The sequence below is a fragment of the Micromonospora sp. AP08 genome (genome assembly GCF_008085935.1).
GTDB lineage: Bacteria > Actinomycetota > Actinomycetes > Mycobacteriales > Micromonosporaceae > Micromonospora > Micromonospora chersina.
The window spans coordinates 321,480-341,414 of record NZ_VSEZ01000004.1 but is presented as its reverse complement, the minus strand read 5'-3'; the positions used below and the strand labels follow the sequence as shown (position 1 = coordinate 341,414).

14 protein-coding genes are annotated in these 19,935 nt (G+C 73.8%); 8 read left to right on the top strand and 6 right to left on the bottom strand.

Going from position 1 to position 19,935, the window contains the following annotated elements; genetic code table 11:
* Positions 1-14: 14 nt before the first annotated feature.
* Both FXF50_RS09980 and FXF50_RS09975 read left to right on the top strand, forming a co-directional pair.
* Positions 15-1,661: a glycosyl transferase family 1 gene (locus FXF50_RS09980; RefSeq protein WP_255509968.1), complete on the top strand. Its 1,647-nt coding sequence runs from the start codon at positions 15-17 to the stop codon at positions 1,659-1,661.
* A gap of 47 nt (positions 1,662-1,708) precedes the next feature.
* Positions 1,709-3,328 (top strand): glycosyltransferase family 4 protein, encoded by a 1,620-nt coding sequence (locus FXF50_RS09975; protein ID WP_148426929.1) that lies wholly within the window; start codon positions 1,709-1,711, stop codon positions 3,326-3,328.
* A gap of 70 nt (positions 3,329-3,398) precedes the next feature.
* Here the strand turns inward: FXF50_RS09975 and FXF50_RS09970 are convergent, their stop codons facing one another.
* Both FXF50_RS09970 and FXF50_RS09965 read right to left on the bottom strand, forming a co-directional pair.
* Positions 3,399-5,549: a glycosyltransferase family 1 protein gene (locus tag FXF50_RS09970; protein WP_255509967.1), complete on the bottom strand. Its 2,151-nt coding sequence runs from the start codon at positions 5,547-5,549 to the stop codon at positions 3,399-3,401.
* Positions 5,546-6,916 carry a glycosyltransferase gene (locus FXF50_RS09965; protein WP_255509966.1) on the bottom strand — a complete coding sequence of 457 codons (1,371 nt, stop codon included), beginning with the start codon at positions 6,914-6,916 and terminating at the stop codon, positions 5,546-5,548. Before FXF50_RS09965 ends, FXF50_RS09970 begins: the two co-directional genes overlap by 4 nt.
* Positions 6,917-7,371: 455 nt before the next feature.
* Between FXF50_RS09965 and FXF50_RS09960 the strand changes: the two genes are divergently transcribed.
* Positions 7,372-9,213: a hypothetical protein gene (locus FXF50_RS09960; RefSeq protein ID WP_148426927.1), complete on the top strand. Its 1,842-nt coding sequence runs from the start codon at positions 7,372-7,374 to the stop codon at positions 9,211-9,213.
* Positions 9,214-9,216: 3 nt separating this feature from the next.
* Here the strand turns inward: FXF50_RS09960 and FXF50_RS09955 are convergent, their stop codons facing one another.
* On the bottom strand, positions 9,217-10,407 hold the full coding sequence (locus FXF50_RS09955; RefSeq protein ID WP_148426926.1) for a glycosyltransferase family 39 protein: 1,191 nt from the start codon (positions 10,405-10,407) through the stop codon (positions 9,217-9,219).
* A 241-nt stretch (positions 10,408-10,648) separates the two neighbouring features.
* On the opposite strand from FXF50_RS09955, the gene FXF50_RS09950 reads away from it, so the two are divergent.
* The 4 genes from FXF50_RS09950 (at position 10,649) to FXF50_RS09935 (ending at position 17,127) form a co-directional block, all read left to right on the top strand.
* Positions 10,649-12,262, top strand: coding sequence for a glycosyltransferase family 4 protein (locus tag FXF50_RS09950; RefSeq protein WP_370464092.1), 1,614 nt, complete (start codon positions 10,649-10,651; stop codon positions 12,260-12,262).
* 56 nt (positions 12,263-12,318) lie between these two features.
* Positions 12,319-13,890: a glycosyltransferase gene (locus FXF50_RS09945; RefSeq protein ID WP_255509965.1), complete on the top strand. Its 1,572-nt coding sequence runs from the start codon at positions 12,319-12,321 to the stop codon at positions 13,888-13,890.
* A gap of 4 nt (positions 13,891-13,894) precedes the next feature.
* Positions 13,895-15,178, top strand: a complete 1,284-nt coding sequence (locus tag FXF50_RS09940) for a nucleotide sugar dehydrogenase (protein WP_148426925.1) — start codon at positions 13,895-13,897, stop codon at positions 15,176-15,178.
* 200 nt (positions 15,179-15,378) lie between these two features.
* The gene (locus FXF50_RS09935) at positions 15,379-17,127 is read left to right on the top strand and encodes a CDP-glycerol glycerophosphotransferase family protein (RefSeq protein WP_148426924.1); all 1,749 of its coding nucleotides are present in this window, start codon (positions 15,379-15,381) and stop codon (positions 17,125-17,127) included.
* Between the two features lie 57 nt (positions 17,128-17,184).
* On the opposite strand, the gene FXF50_RS09930 is transcribed toward FXF50_RS09935, so the two are convergent.
* Both FXF50_RS09930 and FXF50_RS09925 read right to left on the bottom strand, forming a co-directional pair.
* Positions 17,185-17,727: an acyltransferase gene (locus FXF50_RS09930; RefSeq protein WP_148426923.1), complete on the bottom strand. Its 543-nt coding sequence runs from the start codon at positions 17,725-17,727 to the stop codon at positions 17,185-17,187.
* Positions 17,728-17,878: 151 nt separating this feature from the next.
* The gene (locus tag FXF50_RS09925; RefSeq protein ID WP_148426922.1) at positions 17,879-18,217 is read right to left on the bottom strand and encodes a DUF952 domain-containing protein; all 339 of its coding nucleotides are present in this window, start codon (positions 18,215-18,217) and stop codon (positions 17,879-17,881) included.
* A gap of 113 nt (positions 18,218-18,330) precedes the next feature.
* On the opposite strand from FXF50_RS09925, the gene FXF50_RS09920 reads away from it, so the two are divergent.
* On the top strand, positions 18,331-18,642 hold the full coding sequence (locus FXF50_RS09920; protein WP_148426921.1) for a hypothetical protein: 312 nt from the start codon (positions 18,331-18,333) through the stop codon (positions 18,640-18,642).
* A gap of 33 nt (positions 18,643-18,675) precedes the next feature.
* Here the strand turns inward: FXF50_RS09920 and FXF50_RS09915 are convergent, their stop codons facing one another.
* Positions 18,676-19,926 carry a glycosyltransferase family 39 protein gene (locus FXF50_RS09915; protein ID WP_148426920.1) on the bottom strand — a complete coding sequence of 417 codons (1,251 nt, stop codon included), beginning with the start codon at positions 19,924-19,926 and terminating at the stop codon, positions 18,676-18,678.
* Positions 19,927-19,935 lie beyond the last annotated feature (9 nt).

Sequence of the window (19,935 nt, the reverse complement as noted above, 5' to 3'; positions counted from 1 at the left end):
GGACGGTCTCGGCGGTGCGGCGGCGGATTCCCCGGCGGTGGCGCATCGCGCTCCGCCGGGCCGCCGCCGGCACGCGGCCCTGGGAGACCCCTTCGGTACGCGAACTCTGTGAGCTGCCCGCCGGCACGCCGCTCCTGGTACACGCGGGCGGGATCGCGGGCGACCGGGCGCTGGCGGGCGTGGTACGCGCCCTGGCCCGGCTGCCCGAGTTCCACCTGGCGCTGGTCTGCGGCGAAGCCGAGCGGGCGGCGGCCCAGGACCTGATCCGCCGGGCCGGCAAGGCCCGGCGCCGGATCCACGAGGTGCCACGCCCGCGCACGGTGACGGCCGCGTTCCTCGCCTCGGCGGACGTGGCCGTGTTCGGGTTCGAGCCGGACGCCGGTCTCGCGCTGCTCGACACGTACGTCGCCGCCGGGCTGCGGGTCGTCGCGGCGGACAGCCGGGTGGTCCGTGAGTACCTGGCCCCGCACCGGACCGGCGACTTCTTCGCGCCCGGCTCGTTGCCCTCCTTCGCGAAGGCGGTGCAGCGGGCCTGGCAGCGCGGCGGTGACGCGACGCCCGCACCGGAGGAACCTCCGGTCGCGCCGATCGAGGCCGGCACCCCGGGCCCGTGGCGGGCGCTCGGCGCCGGTCCGGTCCGGTTGGGGCTGGGCACCGCGAACTACGCCGGGCAGCTCTCCGCCCTGGCGGTGGCGATCACCGCCGCGCGGACGGACGTCGGCATCGAGCTGGTGATGGCCAAGCCGCCGGCCACCTACCGCTACCCGGCCGACCGGTACGTGCACTACCCCAGCGAACACCGCCTCGACGTGCAGATGGAGCAGGCCCGGCGGGTGCTCGGCTGGTACACGCACCTGATCGTGGACGCGTTCCGCCCCGTGCTCGGCCGGGGCAACGGCGACGACATCGCCGCGGACCTGCCCGCGCTGCGCCGGGCCCGGCTCAAGGTCGCGCTGCTGGCGCACGGCAGCGAGATCCGCCATCCGGGCGCGCACCTGGAGCGGCACGCCGAGTCCGCGTTCCGGGACGCGCCGGAGGAGCTGCGCGAGCGGCTCACCACGGTGGCCGAGCGGAACCGGCGCACCGCCGAGGAGAGCGGCCTGCCGTTCTTCGTGACCACCCCAGACCTGCTGGACGACGTGCCGTTCGCCACCTGGGCGCCGCTGATCGTCGACGTGGACGGCTGGGCCTGCGACCGCCCGGTGCTGGAACGCGCCCGGCCGGTGGTGCTGCACGCGCCGTCGAAGCGGTGGACCAAGGGCACCGACCGGCTCCTGCCCCGGTTGCAGGAGCTCCACGATCGACGGATCATCGAATTGCGCCTGGTGGAGGGTCTGCCGCACAGCGAGATGCGTCGCCTGGTGCAGGACTCCGACATCGTGGTCGACCAGTTGGTGATGGGTAGTTACGGCACCTTCTCCTGCGAGGGGATGGCCGCCGGCAAGGTCGTGGTGGCGTACGTCAGCGAGGGGCCGCACCGGGCGGCCGGCGTCCAGCCGCCGATCGCCAACGCCACGCCCAGCACCCTGGTCAAGACGATCGAGTCGCTGCTCGACGACAGGCACGCCGCGGTCGCCCTCGCTGCGGAGGGCGCGCGATACGTCCGTGACCACCACGATGGGCGCCGGACCGCCGAGGCCTTCGACGCCTTCCTCCGCTGATCCGCCGACAGCCCGTGCCCTGCCCCGTCAACGAGGAGAAGCACCCGATGCAAGCAGGCCCGAAGAGCAATGCCCGACCGACCCGGGGACGGGTGGTGATGCTGGTCGACAACGGCGTGCACGGCGACTCACGGGTCCAGAAGGCCGCCCGGTCGGCGGCCGACGCCGGCTGGGAGGTCTTCCTCCTCGGCATCCGCAACGCGCGTTCCGAGTCGGACAACTGGTGGATCGGCGGCGCCGAGGTGCGGCTGCTCCGGGTGCCGAAGCCGCTGCACCGGCTGCCCCGGGACTACAGCCGCTCGCTGCGGCGACCCTTGGCCTACGCCTCGACCACCAAGGCCGCCTACCGGGTTCAGGAGATCAAGGCCTGGCAGGCCGACCTCTTTGAGCGCCGGGTCCGCGCCCAGGCTCAGGGCGGCGGGGTTCCCGCAGCCGTGGGCCGAGCGGCCCAGCTGCCGTCCCGCGCCGCCGCCACGGCCCTGGCCCGGTGGGTGCGGTTGCGGAGCGGGGAGACCCGCCGCCTGCGCAAGGCCCAGACCGACCCGGAGGCGCTGTTCAACCGGCTGCCCGTCCGGTTCTGGCAGAGGCTGCTGGGCGACCGCAGCTGGCGCCGGCTGGACCCGGGCCTGTGGGACTTCGAGCTGGCGTTCCGCTCGGCGATCGACGAGCTGAAGCCGGACATCATCCACGCCAACGACTTCCGGATGCTCGGGGTCGGCGCGCGGGCGATGCTGCGGGCCCGGGCCGCCGGACGAAAGACCAAGCTGGTCTGGGACGCCCACGAGTTCGTCGGCGGCATCACCGGCCGGGCGGACAACCCGCGCTGGCTGCCGGCCCAGATCGCCTACACCGCCGAGTACGCCGCCTACCCGGACGCCGTGGTGACGGTCTCGGACACCCTCGCCGAGCTGCTGCAGGAGACCCACGACCTGCCCGAGCGGCCGGCCGTGGTGCTCAACGCGCCGATGGCGCCGCCGGCCGAGGCCGACCGCGACGTGCCGGACCTGCGGGCGCTGTGCGGAGTGGACGAGCGGACCCCGGTGCTGGTCTACGCCGGCGCGGTGAACCCGAGCCGGGGCTGCCAGATCATGGTCGAGGCGCTTCCCGAGCTGCCCGAGGTGCACCTCGCGTTCGTGACCATGAACCCGAACGGTGACAACCAGTTCTCCGAGGCGCTGCGCTCGCGGGCCGTCGAGCTGGGCGTCGAAGACCGGGTTCACCTGCTGCCGTACGTCAAGCACTGGCAGGTGGTGCCGTTCCTGTCCGCGGCGGACGCCGGCATCATCCCGATCCACCACAAGCCCAACCACGAACTGGCGCTGATCACGAAATACCTGGAGTACTCGCACGCCCGGCTGCCCATCGTGGTCAGCGACGTGAAGACCATGGCGCAGACCGCCCGGGCCACCGGTCAGGGTGAGGTGTTCACCGCCGAGGACCTGACCGACTTCGTCCGGGCCGTCCGGGCCGTGCTCGCCGACCCGGAGCGCTACCGGGCCGCCTACGACAAGCCCGGCCTGCTGGAGGGCTGGACCTGGGAGGCCCAGGCCCGGATCCTCGACGAGGTGTACAGCTCGCTGCTGGGCGTTCCTCCGGCCGGCGGGGCACGTACTCCGTCGGCACGGCGGCCCGAGGACGAGCGGGAGTTGGCGGGCACCTCGCGCTGACCCTGGACAAACGGTTCGGCCGGCTCCCCCTCCGGGGAGCCGGCCGAATTGTTTCCCGCTCGTGCGACGGTCAGTCGGCCGTGGCCGGCGGCTCCAGCAGCAGCCGGTCGAAGTCCTTCTGCGTGACCGACCAGTCCCACGTGCTCAGCACGTGCGACGCGGCCGCCCGGCCCGCCTCGCGCCAGACCTCCTCCGACGCGGTGAGGGCCAGGATCCGCTCGGCGGCCTCCTCCGGGGTGCTCACCACCCAGTCGCTGGGGAAGAGGCTCCGGGCGCTGTGCGGCCGGCCGGCGAAGAACGGCCAGTCCCGCACCACCGGTACGGCGCCGCTGGCCGCGCCCTCGACCAGTGCGCAGTGGAAGCTCTCCCGCAGCGAGGTGCTGAGGATGACCCCGACGTCGGTGAGCGCGCCGGGGACGTCTTCGGTGCGGCCGGTCCGCACCACGGCGCCGGACGACTCCAGCTCGGCCAGTTCGGCGTCGAGTTCCCGGACGTACGCCGCGATCGCCGGGCTGAGCTCGGGGTTGAGGTCGTCGCCGATCAGCTTGAGACGGTACCGCTCGTCCCGCCGGCGCAGCTCCCGCAGCACAGCCAGGGCCCAGCGCGGGTCCTTGGCCAGCGAGCTCAACCCGACCAGCCCGAGGGTGAACCGGCTGTCGGCGGAGACCTTCGGTGCCACGTACCGGTGCAGCTCCATGGCGTTGCTGATCATGTGCGTCCGGGGCCCCTGCGGGGCGCGCAGCCGCGGCACCGCGGCCAGCGCCAGGTCGCGGAGGTGCTCGGAGACGAAGACCACGTCGTCCACCCGGGACCAGTCGGTCAGGTGCGGCCACCAGCTGAACGCCTCAAAGCTGTGCAGGCGGACGATCACCCGGGTGGTGCCCGGGTCGATCATCGTCAGCATCGCGGCCCCCAGGTTGCACCAGTCCACGAAGACCGTGTCCGCCCACTCGAGGTGGGGGCCCCACGCCTCCTGGACCTCCCCGGCCCGCTTGGAGGTGCCGGCGAGCATGTGGTGCACCACGTTCGTGCGGCCGTTGCTGAGCACCGGGAGGATCGACTCCTCCATCAGGTTCAGCCGGCGGACCTCCACCCCGGGCATCGCCTCGTAGCGTTCGAGGATCGGCCCGAGGAAGTTGTCGTTCAGCCCGGTGAAGAAGAGCATCCGGTGCGGCCGGCCGGCCGGCGGGAACTCCGCCGGGCTCTGCCGGCCGCGCGGTGTCGCCATCGCCCTGCCGGCCTCGCTGTTGTGCAGCGGCGCGAGGAACTTCTCCGGATCCTCGGCCAGCGGCGAGGTGGGACCGTCGAACTGCACGATCCGGTGGAACATCAGGTTGAAGGCGCGCAGCACGTGCGGCGCGGCCTTGCCCGGGTTCCGCTTCTTGAGGAAGCCGTCCGCCAGCTTGAGCTGGCCCCGCACCACGGTCATGAGGTGCTCGGGCACCTTGCCCTGGGCCAGCTCGGCGTCGACGATCGGGCCGAGGAGCTGCCCCTTGGTCGTCGGGCTCTTCAGGCGGCCCTGCGCCGCCAGCGCCAACCGCTTCGCGCTGGCGCCGTGCCCGGTCTTGAGCATGCTGCCGCTGACCCGCCGGGCGATCTTGCCCCGGTGCCGCTCCGGCAGGCCGGGGGCCGTGACGGCGCCCTGCCAGAACCAGCGCACCGGGCCGAGCTTCATGGCCCTCTTGCCGGTGCTGATCTCGAACATCCGCTTCGCCAGGTCGACGGTCTGGCTGCGGGTGGCGCTCGTCAGCACGGCCGGGGAGGGGCCGACGGTGGTGAGCCGGGGGCGGCGGTAGCGCGCCGGATCGGCCGACCGCTTCTCCACCGCCCGCAGCGCCGGGGCGATGCCGTAGACCGCGTCGGCCCGGCGGTACCGCTGCGCCAGCTGCCAGACGGTGTGCAGCGCCTGCGCGTCCAGCGCGACCAGCACGTCGGCCCGCTTGGCGTGCCGGCGTACCCACGGGTCGCGCTGGGCGCGCAGCCAGGGCCGGCGGCCCGGGCTGGCTCGCTTGATCATGCGGCCGAAGCGCGGGCCCAGCTCCTTGGCCGTCGGCAGCAGGTGCACCTCGGCCAGCTCGGTCGCCGCCGGGATCTTCTCCGCCGGGTTGAAGGTGGTGGCCACCCGCACGGTGACCCCCAGGGCGCGGAACTGCTCCAGCGCGTCGGTGAGGACCGCCACCCGGCCGGGGACGGCGCCCAGCACCATCAGGACCTCGATCATGACCTACCTTCTCTGGCCAGGACGCGCGCGCCGGCGGGGGTGACCTGCGGGGTGCCGGACGATCCGCCGGTGCCCAGCACCAGCTCGGTGACCTCCCGGACGGCGGGGATGAGCTGCTCCTCGCGGGCGTACTGCCGCGCCTCGGCCCGGGCCTTCTCCCGCTCGGCCCCGTCGGCCGTGCGGGCCATCGCGGCGGCCCGCCGGAAGGCGCCGGCCAGCTCGGCCGGGTCCAGCCCGACCGCCCCGGTCCACAGCGGGTACGTGGACAGCACGGTGGAGGCGTCGTGGTCCGCCTCGTGGGCGGAGACCACCGGCAGGCCGGTGGCCATGTACTCGTAGACCTTGCCGGAGGTCATGTACCGGCCGCCGGTCACCATCAGCACCACCGCGTCCCAGCGGGAGTAGAGGTCGACCACCTCGGCCTTGGGCACCGAGCCGCCGACCAGCACGCCGTCGGCGGCGGCGGCCCTGAGCAGCTCGGCGTGCGCGTTGTCGCCGCGCGCCCAGGCGGCGCCGATGTGGCCGCGTACCTCGAAGCGCGCGTCCGCCAGTGCCGGGTCCTCCGCGCGCGCCGTCCGCCAGCCCTCGAGCACGGCGCTCAGCAGCGGCACGGGCAGGTTCAGGGCACCGAGATAACCGAAGGTCAGCGGTCGGTCCGGGGGAGCGGGACGGACCTGGGCCGGGATGCTGGCCGCGTCGTAGCCGTTGCGCACGATCCGCATCTTGTGCGCCAGCTCGGGGTAGCGCTCGCGGTACCAGCGCGAGATCGGCTCGTTCACGTTCCAGATGGCCACGGCGTTGGTGAGCAGCTTGATCTCCCACTGCCCGGAGACCGACTCCTTGGGGAACGCCTCGCCGTTGTTGATCACGTCGACGGACCAGCCGTCGCGGAAGTCCACCACGTACGGCACCCGGTGGGTCTCCCACAGCTTCCAGGTCGCGGCCAAGTTGACGTACGGGGCGCAGGTCGTCACCAGCAGGTCGGCGTGCCGCTCCCGGTGGATCTGGAGCAGCGCCTTCTCCAGCGCGGGGCGCCAGCCGCCGAAGACCGGCTCGGGGAAGACCTTCAGGTTCTGCTTCCGCAGATTGGCCAGGTAGTCCAGGTGAGCCAGGGCGCGCTGCTCGGTGAAGGAGCGGATGTCGGTCTCCAGGTCATCCCGGAACAGCGGCAGCTTCACCACCCGGACATGGGAGTCCAGGCCCTGGGAGAGGGTGTGGTCGAGTCCGTACTCGCGCTCCCAGGCCTCGTCCGCGATGGTGACCGCGGTCACGTCCCAGCCCGCGGCGGCGAACTGGTTCGCCGTCTCCCGCATGCGGTAGGCGCAGCTCTTCGCCGCCGGCGGGAAGCCGATCGCGAGGTAGATCATGTGCGGTCGGGACCCGGATCGCCGCGGCCGGGGGAGTTTCAACGAGTCCCAGAGAGTTCGCCCGTTGTTCATCGATTCCGATCCTGGGGAGGTGGGGAGATGCCGCGTCGTGACCCGGACGGTCGGCCCGCGCCACCGGGTCGGGGGGCGACGATCGCCGGACGTCCACCGAGCGGGGCCATGAGCCGGGAGGGACCTTTCCATCAGCGGTACGCCGGACCTCGCGGTCGGCCGGACGCGGTGCCTGCTCCGCCGACGGCCGTGGCCCGGCCCTCGGACAGGGTGCGGACACTACAATAACGCCGTCTCCGGCGCGGAACGCCCCGCCATGTGGCGGGGGCCGGCCGCCGTGCCCCCGGTTCGCCCCGCCCCGGTCGCCGCCCACCGCGGCGTCGCCCCGCGACATCCCCTCGGCGAGCCACGGGATAAAGCGGACGCTTCGGTAGACTTCCCCCATGACCGGGCCCGCGCCCGACACCCGCGACCGCGAGCCCGTTCCCGCCGGTAACACCGTCGCGGCGCCTCACGAAGATCCCGACCCGGCTGAGCGGGCGGGCCGGAAGCGCACGGCCGTCCGGCCCTGGCGCTCGCGCGTGCTGGTCGCGCTCGGCTACCTCGCCGGCGCCCTCTGGGTCACCGCCCGCGGGTGGCCGGACCCCGACGGGCTGCTGCTCGGCAGCCGGCCGAACGACCAGGGCTTCAACGAGTGGATGCTGGCCTACGCGGCGCACGCGGTCAGCCACCTGGAGAACCCGTTCTTCACCACGCTCCAGAACGCCCCGTCCGGGGTGAACCTGATGACCAACGTCGGGCTGCAACTGCCGGGGCTCGTGCTCGCCCCGGTCACCCTGCTCCTCGGCGCGCCCTTCTCCTACCTCCTGTTCATCACGCTGAACCTGGCCGGCACCGGCTACGCCTGGTACCACGTGCTCTCCCGACACGTGGTGGGCTCCCGGGCGGCCGCCTTCGTCGGCGGCCTGTTCTGCGCCTTCGCGCCGGCGCTGGTGTCGCACAGCAACGGCCACCCGCACATCACCGCCCAGTGGCTGGTGCCGTTCATCGTCTGGCGGGTCGTCGCGCTGTCCCGAGGCGGGCACGTGGTCCGCGACGGCCTGGTGCTGGGCGGCCTCGTGGTCGCCCAGTTCTTCGTGAGCCTGGAGATCCTCTTCCTCACCGCGCTCGGCTGCCTCCTGCTGGCCCTCGCATACCTGGCGTTCCGGCCCCGCGACGCGGTGCGGCGGCTGCGCCCGCTGCTGCCCGGTCTGGCGATCGCCGCCGTGCTGGTGTCCGTGGCGGCCGCCTACCCGCTGTGGATGCAGTTCGCCGGCCCCCAGCACCGGGTCGGTCACCCCGGCGCACCGGACATGTACGCCCTGAAGCTCGGCTCGTACGTCCGGTTCGCCACCGGGTCGGTGGCCGGCAGCCCGACCAGCGCCGTGGAGTGGGGGCCGAACACCACCGAGCAGGCCAGCTTCTACGGCTGGCCGTTGCTGGTGGTCGCGTCCGCCGCGCTCTGGTGGCTGCGCCGGGAGATCACCGCCCGGCTGGTCGGGGCCGTCGGCCTCGCCTCGGCGCTCCTCTCCGTCGGCACCACCTGGACCTCCGGCACCCGCCGCACCGACATCCCGGCGCCGTTCGCGCTGGTGCAGGACCTGCCGGTGTTCGACTCCGTGGTGGTGGCCCGGTTCGCGCTGATCACCACCGCGGCGCTCGGCGTGCTGCTGGCCGTCACCGGGGACCGGCTCGCCGCCCGCCGGGACCGGCCGCCCGGCCGCCTGGTCGCCCGGGCGGGCGCCGTGGCCATGGCCGCCGCGCTGCTGCCCGTCCTGCCCCTGCCGCTGGAGGCGCGTGGCCGCAACCCGGTGCCGGACTTCGTCACGAGCGGCGCCTGGCGTGACCACACGGCGCCCGGCCGCACCCTGGTGCCGGTGCCGCTCAACGGCATGACCTCGCTCTACTGGAGCTCCGTCGCGGTGGCCGGCTTCGCGGTGCCCGGGGGCTACTTCCTCGGGCCGGTCTCCGCCACCGACGCCACCGGCCGGTGGGGGGTCGACCCGCAGCCCACGGCCGCGCTGCTCACCGCCGTGGCCCGCGGTGAACGGGACACCGCGGTCGGCCCGGCCGAGATCGCCCAGGCGCGGGCCGACGTCCGGTACTGGAAGGCCGACGCGGTGGCGCTGCCCGACCGGGGAGCAAGGCGGCACGACGACCTGAAGGCCGTGCTCGACGCGCTGTACGGCCCGGGGCAGCGGGTCGACGACGTCTGGCTCTGGGACGTCCGCCCCTTCACCCGCTGACCGTCAGGGCGAGTACCGCCAGATCAGCAGCAGGTAGCCGCCGAAGTAGGCGGAGAAGAGCGCCACCGTCACGAGCACCGTGGTCGCCCGGGCCCAGCCGGCCCGGGCCAGGCCCACGGCCGCCGGCAGCAGCAGCGGGAACGCGGGCAGCAGGAAACGCGCCTTGGAGTGGTAGTAGCCGGCCGCGCCGAGCGTGGTGACCAGCAGCAGCCCGCTGTAGAGCAGCAGCTGCCAGGGCTGCCGGTCGAGCAGGCTCAGCACGAAGAACATGACCGCCAGCAGCGCCACCACGGTGACCACGAGCAGCGGCAGCGCCGCCACCTGGACCAGGGCCTTCTGGGCCCGCTCCACGGTGTAGAAGCCGAAGTCGAAGCTGGTGCCCCAGCCGGCGGACTGGATGTGGAACCACCCGTCCGGCCGCCCGGTCCGCGCACCCACCCAGGCCAGGTATCCCAGCCAGCCGGCGGGGGCCAACAGCAGCGCGAGCCAGGGCCGCCAGCCGTCCCGGCGCCGGACGATCGCCAGCAGGGCGGCCAGCCCGACCACCGGGATCAGCGACGAGGCGGTCGGCCGGGTCAGGCCGGCGAACAGGCAGACCACCCCCGCGGTCACCCAGTGGCGGCGCAGCAGCGCGTACAGCGTCCAGGCGGCGAGGGCGGTGAACAGGCTCTCGCTGTATCCCATCGACTCCACCACGCCGTGCGGCACCGCCGCCCACAGCGCGGCGAGCAGCACGCCTGTGCGCCGGTCGTGCAGGTGCGCGCCGATCGCGAACAGCCCCCAGGCGGCCGCGAGCCCGGCCACCCAGGCCACGGCCACCGCCGCCTCGGGCGTGCCGAGCGGGGAGATCCGGTCCAGGCCCGCGGTGAGGCCGGGGAAGAGCGGGAAGAACGCCATGTTGCTCTGCGTCTTCTCGTACCCGTCGTAGCCGTGCTGGGCGATCGCCATGTACCAGGTCCCGTCGGCCCGCACCAGCCGCCCCAGCGGGGACGTGCCCACGTTGCGGGCCCAGACGTAGACGGTCAGCACGCTCACCAGCCGGATCGCGGCGTACACCGCGAGCGCGGGCAGCGCGTACCGGGTGGCGTCCCGCAGCCGCCGGCCGAGGCCGGCGCGGCCCGGGTCGGGGCTCGCCGGCTCGGTGGAGGCAGCCGGCGTCGGCCGGCTCGGTTCCTCGGTCGTCACCACGTCCATTTTGCGATCCCGTCCGCGCTGAGCTGGGGTGATCCGACGGCTCACCCGGCCCGTCGGGGGCTCGGCGCCGGCCGGGACCCGCGAACCGGGTGGCCACCTGGCGTCGAACAGCATGGAGGGTAGCAACCGGCACAGGAGGGCGCGGACCACCGACGGCGGCGGACGTTCGCGGCCGATCCGTTGTCGTAGACTCGCTCCCGTCCGCGGGTGCGGTGCTGGCGACGACGGAGACGGGCAAGGAATGCGATCTGACGGCACGACCGCAGCGGCGGCCACCCGGGGACGGGTCGTCATGCTGGTGGACAACGGGGTCATCGGTGACTCCCGGGTACAGAAGGCCGCCCGGTCGGCGGCCGAGGCCGGCTGGGACGTCGTCCTCCTCGGGCGCGCGCCCGTCGGGCAGCCGCAGCAGTGGCGGCTCGGCGACGCCGAGGTCCGCCTGATCCCGATGCCCGAGCCGCTCGCCAAGCGCCGGCACGAGTTCCGGCGGGCGTGGCTGCGCCGGCCGCTCGCCTACCCGCCGTCCGGCATCGCCGCCCACCGCACCCAGGCCGTGAAGGCCTGGCGGGCCGACCTGGCGGTCCGGCGGGCGGCGCTGACCACCGCGGCCAAGGAGTCCGGCGCCGGCCGGCCCGGTGGCCTGCCCTGGGCGGCCCTGCGCGCCGAGGAGAAGCTCGCCGGCCTGACCCGCAAGTGGGTGGGCTTCCGCAACCGGCAGCTCAACCAGGCCCGGAAGGGCCGCAAGCTCGACGGTCCCTGGGACCGGGCGTACACGCTGTTCTGGCAGCGGCTGCGCGGCGACGGCGCGTGGCGCCGCCTCGAGCCGGGGCTGTGGGACTACGAGCTGGCCTACGGCCCGGTCGTCGACGAGCTGGCACCCGACCTGATCCACGCCAACGACTTCCGGATGATCGGCGTCGGCGCCCGCGCGAAGGTCCGGGCCGCCGCGAAGGGCCGCCGGATCGCGCTGGTCTGGGACGCCCACGAGTACCTGCCCGGCGTGCAGCCGTGGCGGGACAACGCCCGCTGGCTGCCCGGCAACGTGGCCCACGAGCGGGAGTACGTGCCGTACGCGGACGCCACGATGACCGTCTCCGGTGGCCTGGCCGACCTGCTTCAGCGGGAGCACGGGCTGGCCGAGCGCCCGGCGGTGGTGCTCAACGCCCCCGCGGTGGACGAGTTGCCGGCCGACGCGGGCGAGCCGGTGCCGGACATCCGGGCGCTCTGCGGCATCGGCCCGGAGACCCCGCTGCTGGTCTACAGCGGGGTGGCCGCCGCCAAGCGCGGCCTCGGCGTGATGGTCGAGGCGCTGCCCCGGCTGCCCGGCGCGCACGTCGCGTTCGTGGTGAACAAGCCCACGTCGGCTTACGTCAAGGGCCTGGTCACCCGGGCCGGCGAGCTGGGCGTGGCGGACCGGGTGCACCTGCTGCCCTACGTGCCGCACCACCAGGTGGTCCGGTTCCTCTCCGGCGCGCAGGTCGGCGTCATCCCGATCCAGCACTGGCCCAACCACGAGATCGCGCTGATCACCAAGTTCTTCGAGTATTCACACGCCCGCCTCCCGCTGGTCGTCTCCGACGTGCGGACGATGGCGGAGACTGTCCGGGAGACCGGGCAGGGCGAGGTGTTCACGGCGGAGGACGTGGCCGACTTCGTCCGGGCGGTCAGCGCGGTGCTCGCCGACCCGGAGCGCTACCGCGCCGCGTACGACCGGCCCGGACTGCTGGCCGGCTGGACCTGGGAGGCGCAGGCGCAGGTGCTCGACGGCGTCTACTCCCGGCTGCTGCCCGACGCCCCGCCGGCCGGCGATCCGGCCCCCGGCGCCACCCCGACCTCGGTGGGAGTGGGCGCGTGAGCGCGAGGAGTGAGCCGGGTCTGCGAGCCCCGCAGTCGCGAACGGAGGACGGCACCGTGAGCCGGCAGCCCGACGTGACGGTGGTCGTGGCCGTCTACAACACCATGCCGTACCTGACCACCTGCCTGGAATCGCTGGTCGGGCAGACCATCGGGCTGGACCGGCTGGAGGTCGTGGCCGTCGACGACGGCTCCACCGACGGCAGCGGCGCCGAGCTGGACCGGTTCGCCGAGCGCTACCCGGACACGGTCCGGGTGCTGCACCAGGCCAACTCCGGCGGCCCGGCCGCCCCGAGCAACCTCGCGCTGGACCACGCCCGCGGCCGGTACGTCTTCTTCATCGGCTCCGACGACCACCTCGGCCCGGAGGCGCTGGAGCGCCTGGTGGCCGCCGCCGACCGGTGGGAGTCCGACGTGGTGCTCGGCCGGATGGTCGGCACCAACAAGCGCTACGTGCACCAGGCGGCCTACGCGAGCACCGAGGAACGGCTGGACCTCTTCGACAGCCCGCTGCCCTGGTCGCTGTCGAACACCAAGCTGTTCCGGCGGGACCTGGTCGAGCGCCACGGCCTCCGGTTCCGCACCGACATGCCGATGGGCAGCGACCAGCCGTTCACGCTGGAGGCGTGCTTCCGGGCGAAGAAGATCTCCGTCCTCGCCGACTACGAGTACTACTACGCGGTCAAGCGGGAGAACGCGCAGAACATCACCTACGCGAGCCGCTTCGAGGAGCGGCTGCGCTGCGCCGAGGAACTGGTCGGCTTCGTGGCGGGGCTGATCGAGCCGGGCCCACGCCGGGACGCGGTGCTGCTGCGCCACTTCAGCTGGGAGGTGGCGAAGCTGCTCCGGGCGGAGTTCCTGGAGCTGTCCCCGGACGTCCAGCAGCACGTCCACGACCGGATCCGCAAGCTCGCCGAGGCGTACCTGACCGAGGGCGTCCTGGCCCGGATGGCGCGCGACGTGCGGGTGCGGGTGGCGGTCGCCCGCGACGGCGACCTGGCGCAGCTCGGTGAGCTGATCCGGCAGCAGTCCGACAAGGCGCTGCCCGAGGTCACCGTCGAGGACGGCCGCTGGTACGCCCACCACGTCGGCTTCCGCGACCCGGCGTTCGGCTACCCGGACGACTGGTACGACATCACCGACCACGCCGCCAAGGCGCTGGCGAAGCTGTCCGCGACCAGGCTGGACTGGGGCCGGGACGCCACCGGCGCCCGCGCGCTGGTGGTCACCGCACACAGCCGATGGGCCGAGCTGTCCGAGCTGTCCGCCGAGGCCATCGAGGTCAGCGTGGGCGAGTTGACGGGTGTGACGTCGGTCGCGCCCGACGGCACCGGTACCGTCGTACGGACGGACTTCGCGATGGACCGGCTGCTCGCGGTCGTCGCGGCGAACGGCGAGCGCCGGGTGGTGCGCGCCAAGGTGACCGCGCTCGGCGGGACGGCCTCGGCGCCGCTGCGCACGGACCGCCGCGTCGCGGCGCCACGGCTGCTGGCCCGGCACGGCGTCCGGTTCCACCTCGTCACGCCCACCACCAATCACAAGGGCCAGGTGATCGTCGCGATCACGCCGGTGACCCCCGGTCGGTTCCTTGCCCGCCTGCGCCGAATCTGGCCCTCTGGAGGAAAGTAGTTTCATGAACATCTGCGTCGTCGCGCTCGGCAAGATCGGTCTGCCGCTCGCCGTGCAGTTCGCCTCGAAGGGGCACCGGGTGATCGGTGCCGACGTCTCCGAGCGGGTCGTCCAGCTGGTCAACGACGGTGCCGTGCCGTTCCCCGGCGAGGCCGACCTGGACGTCAAGCTGAAGGAGGCGGTCGCCGCCGGGCTGCTGTCGGCCACCACCGACACGGCCGCCGCGGTCGCCGAGTCCGAGGCGGTCGTCGTGGTCGTGCCGCTCTTCGTGGACGCCGAGGGCGTGCCGGACTTCGGCTGGATGGACGACGCCACCCGGGCCATCGCCCGCGGGCTCAAGCCGGGCACCCTGGTCAGCTACGAGACCACGCTGCCGGTCGGCACGACCCGCAGCCGCTGGGCGCCGATGCTGGAGGAGGGCTCCGGCCTGACCGCCGGCCAGGACTTCCACCTGGTGTTCAGCCCGGAGCGGGTGCTCACCGGCCGGGTCTTCGCCGACCTGCGCCGCTACCCCAAGTTGGTCGGCGGCATCGACGAGGCGTCGGCCGCGCACGGCGTGCGGTTCTACGAGGCGGTGCTGGACTTCGACGAGCGCCCCGACCTCGACCGCCCGAACGGCGTCTGGGACCTCGGCTCCGCCGAGGCGTCCGAGCTGGCCAAGCTCGCCGAGACGACCTACCGCGACGTCAACATCGGCCTGGCGAACCAGTTCGCCCGCTTCGCCGACACCGTGGGCGTCGACGTCACCAAGGTCATCGAGGCCTGCAACACCCAGCCGTACAGCCACATCCACTCGCCGGGCATCGCGGTCGGCGGCCACTGCATCCCGATCTACCCGCGGATGTACCTGTGGAACGACCCGGCGGCCACCGTGGTCCGCTCGGCCCGCGAGGCCAACGCCGCCATGCCGGAGTACGCCGTCGACCTGCTCGCCGCCGCGTACGGGGACCTGACCGGGGTGGGCGTGCTGGTGCTCGGCGCGGCCTACCGCGGCGGCGTCAAGGAGACCGCCTTCTCCGGCGTCTTCCCGACCGTCGAGGCGCTGCGCGCGCGGGGCGCCGTCCCGTACGTCGCCGACCCGATGTACTCCAACGAGGAGCTGGCCGCGCACGGCCTCCCCGGCTACCAGGGCGAGCCGGTCGGCGCCGCGGTGATCCAGGCCGACCACGCCGAGTACCGCAACCTCACCCCGGCCGACCTTCCGGGCGTGACGGTGCTGGTCGACGGCCGTCGGGTCACCGACCCGGCGCGCTGGACCGGCGTCCGCCGGGTGGTCATCGGCGGCTGACCCACCCGCAGCCCCCGGGCCCCGGCCGTGTGACGGCCGGGGCCCGCTTGCGTCGCGCCCCCTGCGCACCTGGGGGTGAGGATCGTCATCTCCCGTCCGCCCGTCGGGCACCCCGGCAATACTGGGGTCACGTGCCCTTCAGGTGGCCGCTGCCCGGGTGCCGGATCACCTCGACGTCGGGGCGGACAGGGAGCGGGCCGTTGTTCAACAGGGTGCGGAGCCAGCGGGGTTTCGCCGTGGCGGGCCTGACGCTGCTCGGCTACGGGGTCATGATCCTCTCCGGGGTCGTCGGTCTGGTGGTCCCGTACGCGGTCGCCGCGGCGGTGGTCATCGCCGGTGAGCTGACCCTCGCCACCCGGTACGCCGAGACCGGCGGGCTGCTCCGCAAGGCCGGCGTCGGGCTGGTCTTCCGACGCCTGGTCCGCGACCTGTCCGTGGCGCTGCTGGTGGTGAGCGCGGTCCGCCCCGGCCGGGCCGGCACGCTCGCGGTGCTGCTGTTGCCCGCCGCCCTCTGGACCGTGGCCGTCGGCACCACGGCGCTGGCCCGGGCGGTCGACGGGCGGGCCGCCACCCCGGCGCTGACCCGCAACCTCGACCTCGGCGCGCTGCGCCGGGCGCCGGTCCCGCCGGCCTGGGCGCGGCGCCTGGCCGGCCTGCGGCTGCCCCTGCTCAACGTGCTGCTCGTGCCGGCGGCCGTGGTGGCCGCGGCCACCGACCGGGTCGCACCGGTGGTGGTCACCGGCGTGGTCACCCTGGTCGCCGGGTTGGTCACCGCCGCGGTGCTGACACTCACCCGGCTGCCCGGCCGGGACGAGGCCCCCGGCGTGCTGCCCGCCGTGCACGACTGGCTGGCCCGGGAGCGGCCCGAGGTGGCGCTCTACTTCGCCGGCCCGGCCAAGGACGTCTACCAGGTCAACATGTGGCTCGCCCCGGTCGAGGCGGCCGGCCGGCGCGCGGTGGTGCTGCTGCGCTCCGAGGAGGCCTTCCACGAGCTGGCCGACACCCGGCTGCCGGTGATCTGCGTACCGGCCGGGGTGGACTTCATGAACCTCGACCTGGCCCCGATCCGGGTCGCCCTCTACGTGGCCAACGTCGGCGCCAACATCCACCTGCTGCGGGAGCCGGGCGTGAAGCACGTCTTCGTGGGCCACGGCGACAGCGACAAGCAGGCCAGCGTCAACCCGTACAGCAAGGTCTACGACGAGGTGTGGGTGGCCGGGCCGGCCGGCCGGGAGCGGTTCGCCCGGGCGGGGGTGGGCGTGCTGGACCGCGACATCGTGGAGATCGGCCGGCCGCAGCTCGCCGGGGTGCACACCTTCGGCTCGGGCGCCGCCGACCACGTGTTCACCGTGCTCTACGCCCCCACCTGGGAGGGCTGGCTGGACGACGACCCGTACCACACCTCGCTGGTGCTGATGGGGGAGCGGATCGTGTCCGGGCTGCTCGCCGCCGGCGGCCTGCGGCTGATCTACAAGCCGCACCCGCTGACCGGCACCCGGTCGGGGAAGGCGCGGGCGGCGCACGAGCGGATCGTCGCCCGGATCCGGGCCGCGGGCGGCCGCACCGACCCGACCTCGCTGGACGGCGCCGCGCACCTCGTGGTCACCGGCCGGACCCCGGCCCTGTTCGACTGCTTCAACGTCACCGACCTGCTGGTCAGCGACGTCTCCAGCGTGGTCTCCGACTGGGTGCAGAGCGAGCGGCCGTACGTGGTGGCCAACCCGGCCGGCCTGCCGGAGGACGAGTTCCGCCGCACCTTCCCCACGGCGCGCGCGGCGTACCTGCTCTCCCCCGACTGCCGTGAGCTGCCGGAGGTCCTGGCCGTCACCCGGGCCGGGGACGACCCGATGGCCGGGGCGCGGCGGGAGCTGAAGGCGTACCTGCTCGGCCCGCCCGGGGTGAACCCGATGGACCGCTTCCGCGACGAGATCGGCCGGCTCTGCGACTGACCGGCGCCGCGAGGCACGGGAGCGACGACCGGTCCGGTCGCCGCCCCCGTCGCGCGCTCAGCCCTGGTGCGGCGGGTTGTCGACGTCCCGCGAGACGACCTCACCCTTGGAGTCCACCCAGCCCTTCGGCCGGGCCGGGTTGCCGGCCACCAGCTGGTACGGCTTGACGTCCTTCGTCACCACCGAGCCGGCGGCGATCATCGCGTACTCGCCCACCTCGATACCGCAGACCAGGGTGGCGTTGGCGCCGATCGAGGCGCCCCGGCGGACCATGGTCGGGGTGATGGTCCAGTCCGGGTTCTGGGCGCGCGGGCGGAGGTCGTTGGTGAACACCGCGCACGGGCCGACGAAGACCTCGTCCTCGATCGTCACGCCCTGGTAGACCGAGACGTTGTTCTGGATCTTCACGCGGTCGCCGACGGTGACGTTCGCGTCGACGTACACGTTGCGGCCGATCACGCAGCCGGCGCCCACCTGGGCGCTCGACCGGACGTGGGCCAGGTGCCAGACCTTGGTGCCGTCGCCGACCTGGGCGCCGTCCTCCACGTCGGCCGTCGGGTGGACGAAGACGGAGGCGGACCGGTTGGTGGTGTCAGTCATGTCAACTCGCATCGTCGCAGGGCGCGTCGTCGCGCCGTCGGTGCCCGGCGGCCGCGCCGGTTGACCGCCGCGCGCCCGGCCGGGCCAGGACCACCCGACCGCGCCGGACTCCCGGAGCCGGCGCGCGGGCTCGACGCAGCATAACGAGCCGTCACGCGACCAGTTCCGCCACCGCGTCGGCGGCGGGCCGGTCGGCGGGCAGGGCGTGCGCCGCCAGCACCGCGTCGACCGGCAGGGCGGCGTAGAGGTGCGGGAAGAGCGCCCCGCCCCGGGACACCTCCCAGCGCAGCGCGTCGCCGAGCCGCGCCTCGTCCACCGCGAGCAGGGTGAGGCCGGCGACCCCGGCGAAGACCCGGCGGGCCGTCTCCACCACCTGGTCGGCCGCCGACAGGTGGATGAAGCCGTCCTGCTGGTCCATCGCGGTGCCGGTGAACCGCCCGGCCGCCTGCGCCTGGTCCCACTCGCTGGTGGCCAGAATCTTGTAGATCACCACCGCAGCCTAGAGACCCGCGCCCGCCCGCCGTGGGCCGGTTCCGGCGTACGCCCCCGGCCGCCCGCCCGGAGCCGGCATGCTCGGGGTGCGGCGGCCGCGGAGGGGTGGGCATGCAGAGCTACGACGACGACTGGACCGACGGCCAGCGGGGCGTCTACGACGAGTGCTACCGGGCCGGCGCCGACTGGGCCGGTGACCCCGACACCCCGACCGACGACGTCCAGCAGGTGATCAACCTCGGGCAGGCCGACGACGACTCCTTCACCGACGCCGAGATCGACTTCCCGCCGCTGGTGGACGCCGTGGCCGAGGCCACCGGCGAGAACGTGACGAGCGTGCCGGCCAGTCACGCCGACCCGGGTTTCCGGGGCTTCACCGACGGGGTCCGGGACGCCGTCGCGGACGAGGTCTTCGGCATCTGACGGCGGCCCGCCCGGGTCGGGCGGCGGGGCCGGTCAGGGCGACGCGTGCCACACCAGGCACAGGTATGTGCCGTACCACCCCGAGACGAGCAGGAGGAACCCGAATACCGCCAGCAGGGTGCTCCGGCGGGCCTTCGCCAGCCCCACGGCGATCGGCAGCAGCAGGGCGAAGGCCGGAACCAGGTAGCGGCCCTTCGCCCAGTAGTAGTTCTCCGTCCCGACGGTGATGAGGAAGAACGCGATCGAGTAGACCACCAGGGGCAGCGGGTACCGGTGCGAGACGAGCAGCACGATGAGCACCACGGCCAGGCCCATCAGCAGGGTGGACGTGTAGGCGACGAGGTTCTCCGGCTTGGTCAGCACCTGCTTGAACGTGGTGAACGTCGACGCTCCGCCGTCGAAGCCGATCCGCCAGATCTTCTCCTGCAGGTAGAAGTAGCCGTCGACCCGGCCCAGGCGATGCCCGACCCAGGCCAGGTAGCCCAGGTAGCCGAGGGGGGAGAGCGCCGCCGCGGCCCACGGTCGCCAGCCGTCCTGGCGACGGACGATCGCCACCAGCGCGGTCAACCCCACGGCGGCGGCCACGGTCGTGGCGGTGGGGCGGGACAGGCCGGCGACCAGACAGAGCAGGCCGGCGGTCAGCCACTGCCGGCGCAGCAGGGCGTACAGCGTCCACGCCACGAGCGCCGTGAAGATCGTCTCGGTGTAGGCCATGTTCTGCACGACGGCGTGCGGCAGGAGCGCCCAGAGGGCGACCAGGATCAGCCCGACCCGGCGGGACGCCACGTGCGCGCCGACCGCGTAGATGCCCCACGCGGCGGCCAGGCCGGCCGCCCACGACACGATCAGCGCCGAGACCGGGGCGGAGAACGGGGTGACCGCGGCGACCAACGCGATCAGGCCCGGATAGAGCGGGAAGAACGGCAGGTTGGACAGGTTGCTCTTCAACTGCTCCGGATGGTCGGCGGTCAGCCCCCGGTCGTACCCGTGCTCGGCGACCTGCACGTACCGGAGGGCGTCGAAACGGTTGTTCAGCAGGGACCAGAAGTCGGCCCCCGCCCGGTGGGCGAAGATCGCGAGGATGACCAGCCCGCTGAGCCGGAGCAGGGCGTAGAGCGCGAGCGCGGTCGCGGCCGGGTACCGCCGCCACAGGGCCGGACGGTCGTCCACCCAGCCGTCCGCGTCCACGCCACCGCCGGCGCCACCGGGACGGTCGGGGCCGGCGGACGGGGCGCCGACGGGGCCGGCGGCCGGGGAGTCAGGTGTGGTGGCAGCTGCGGACACAGAGCGGAA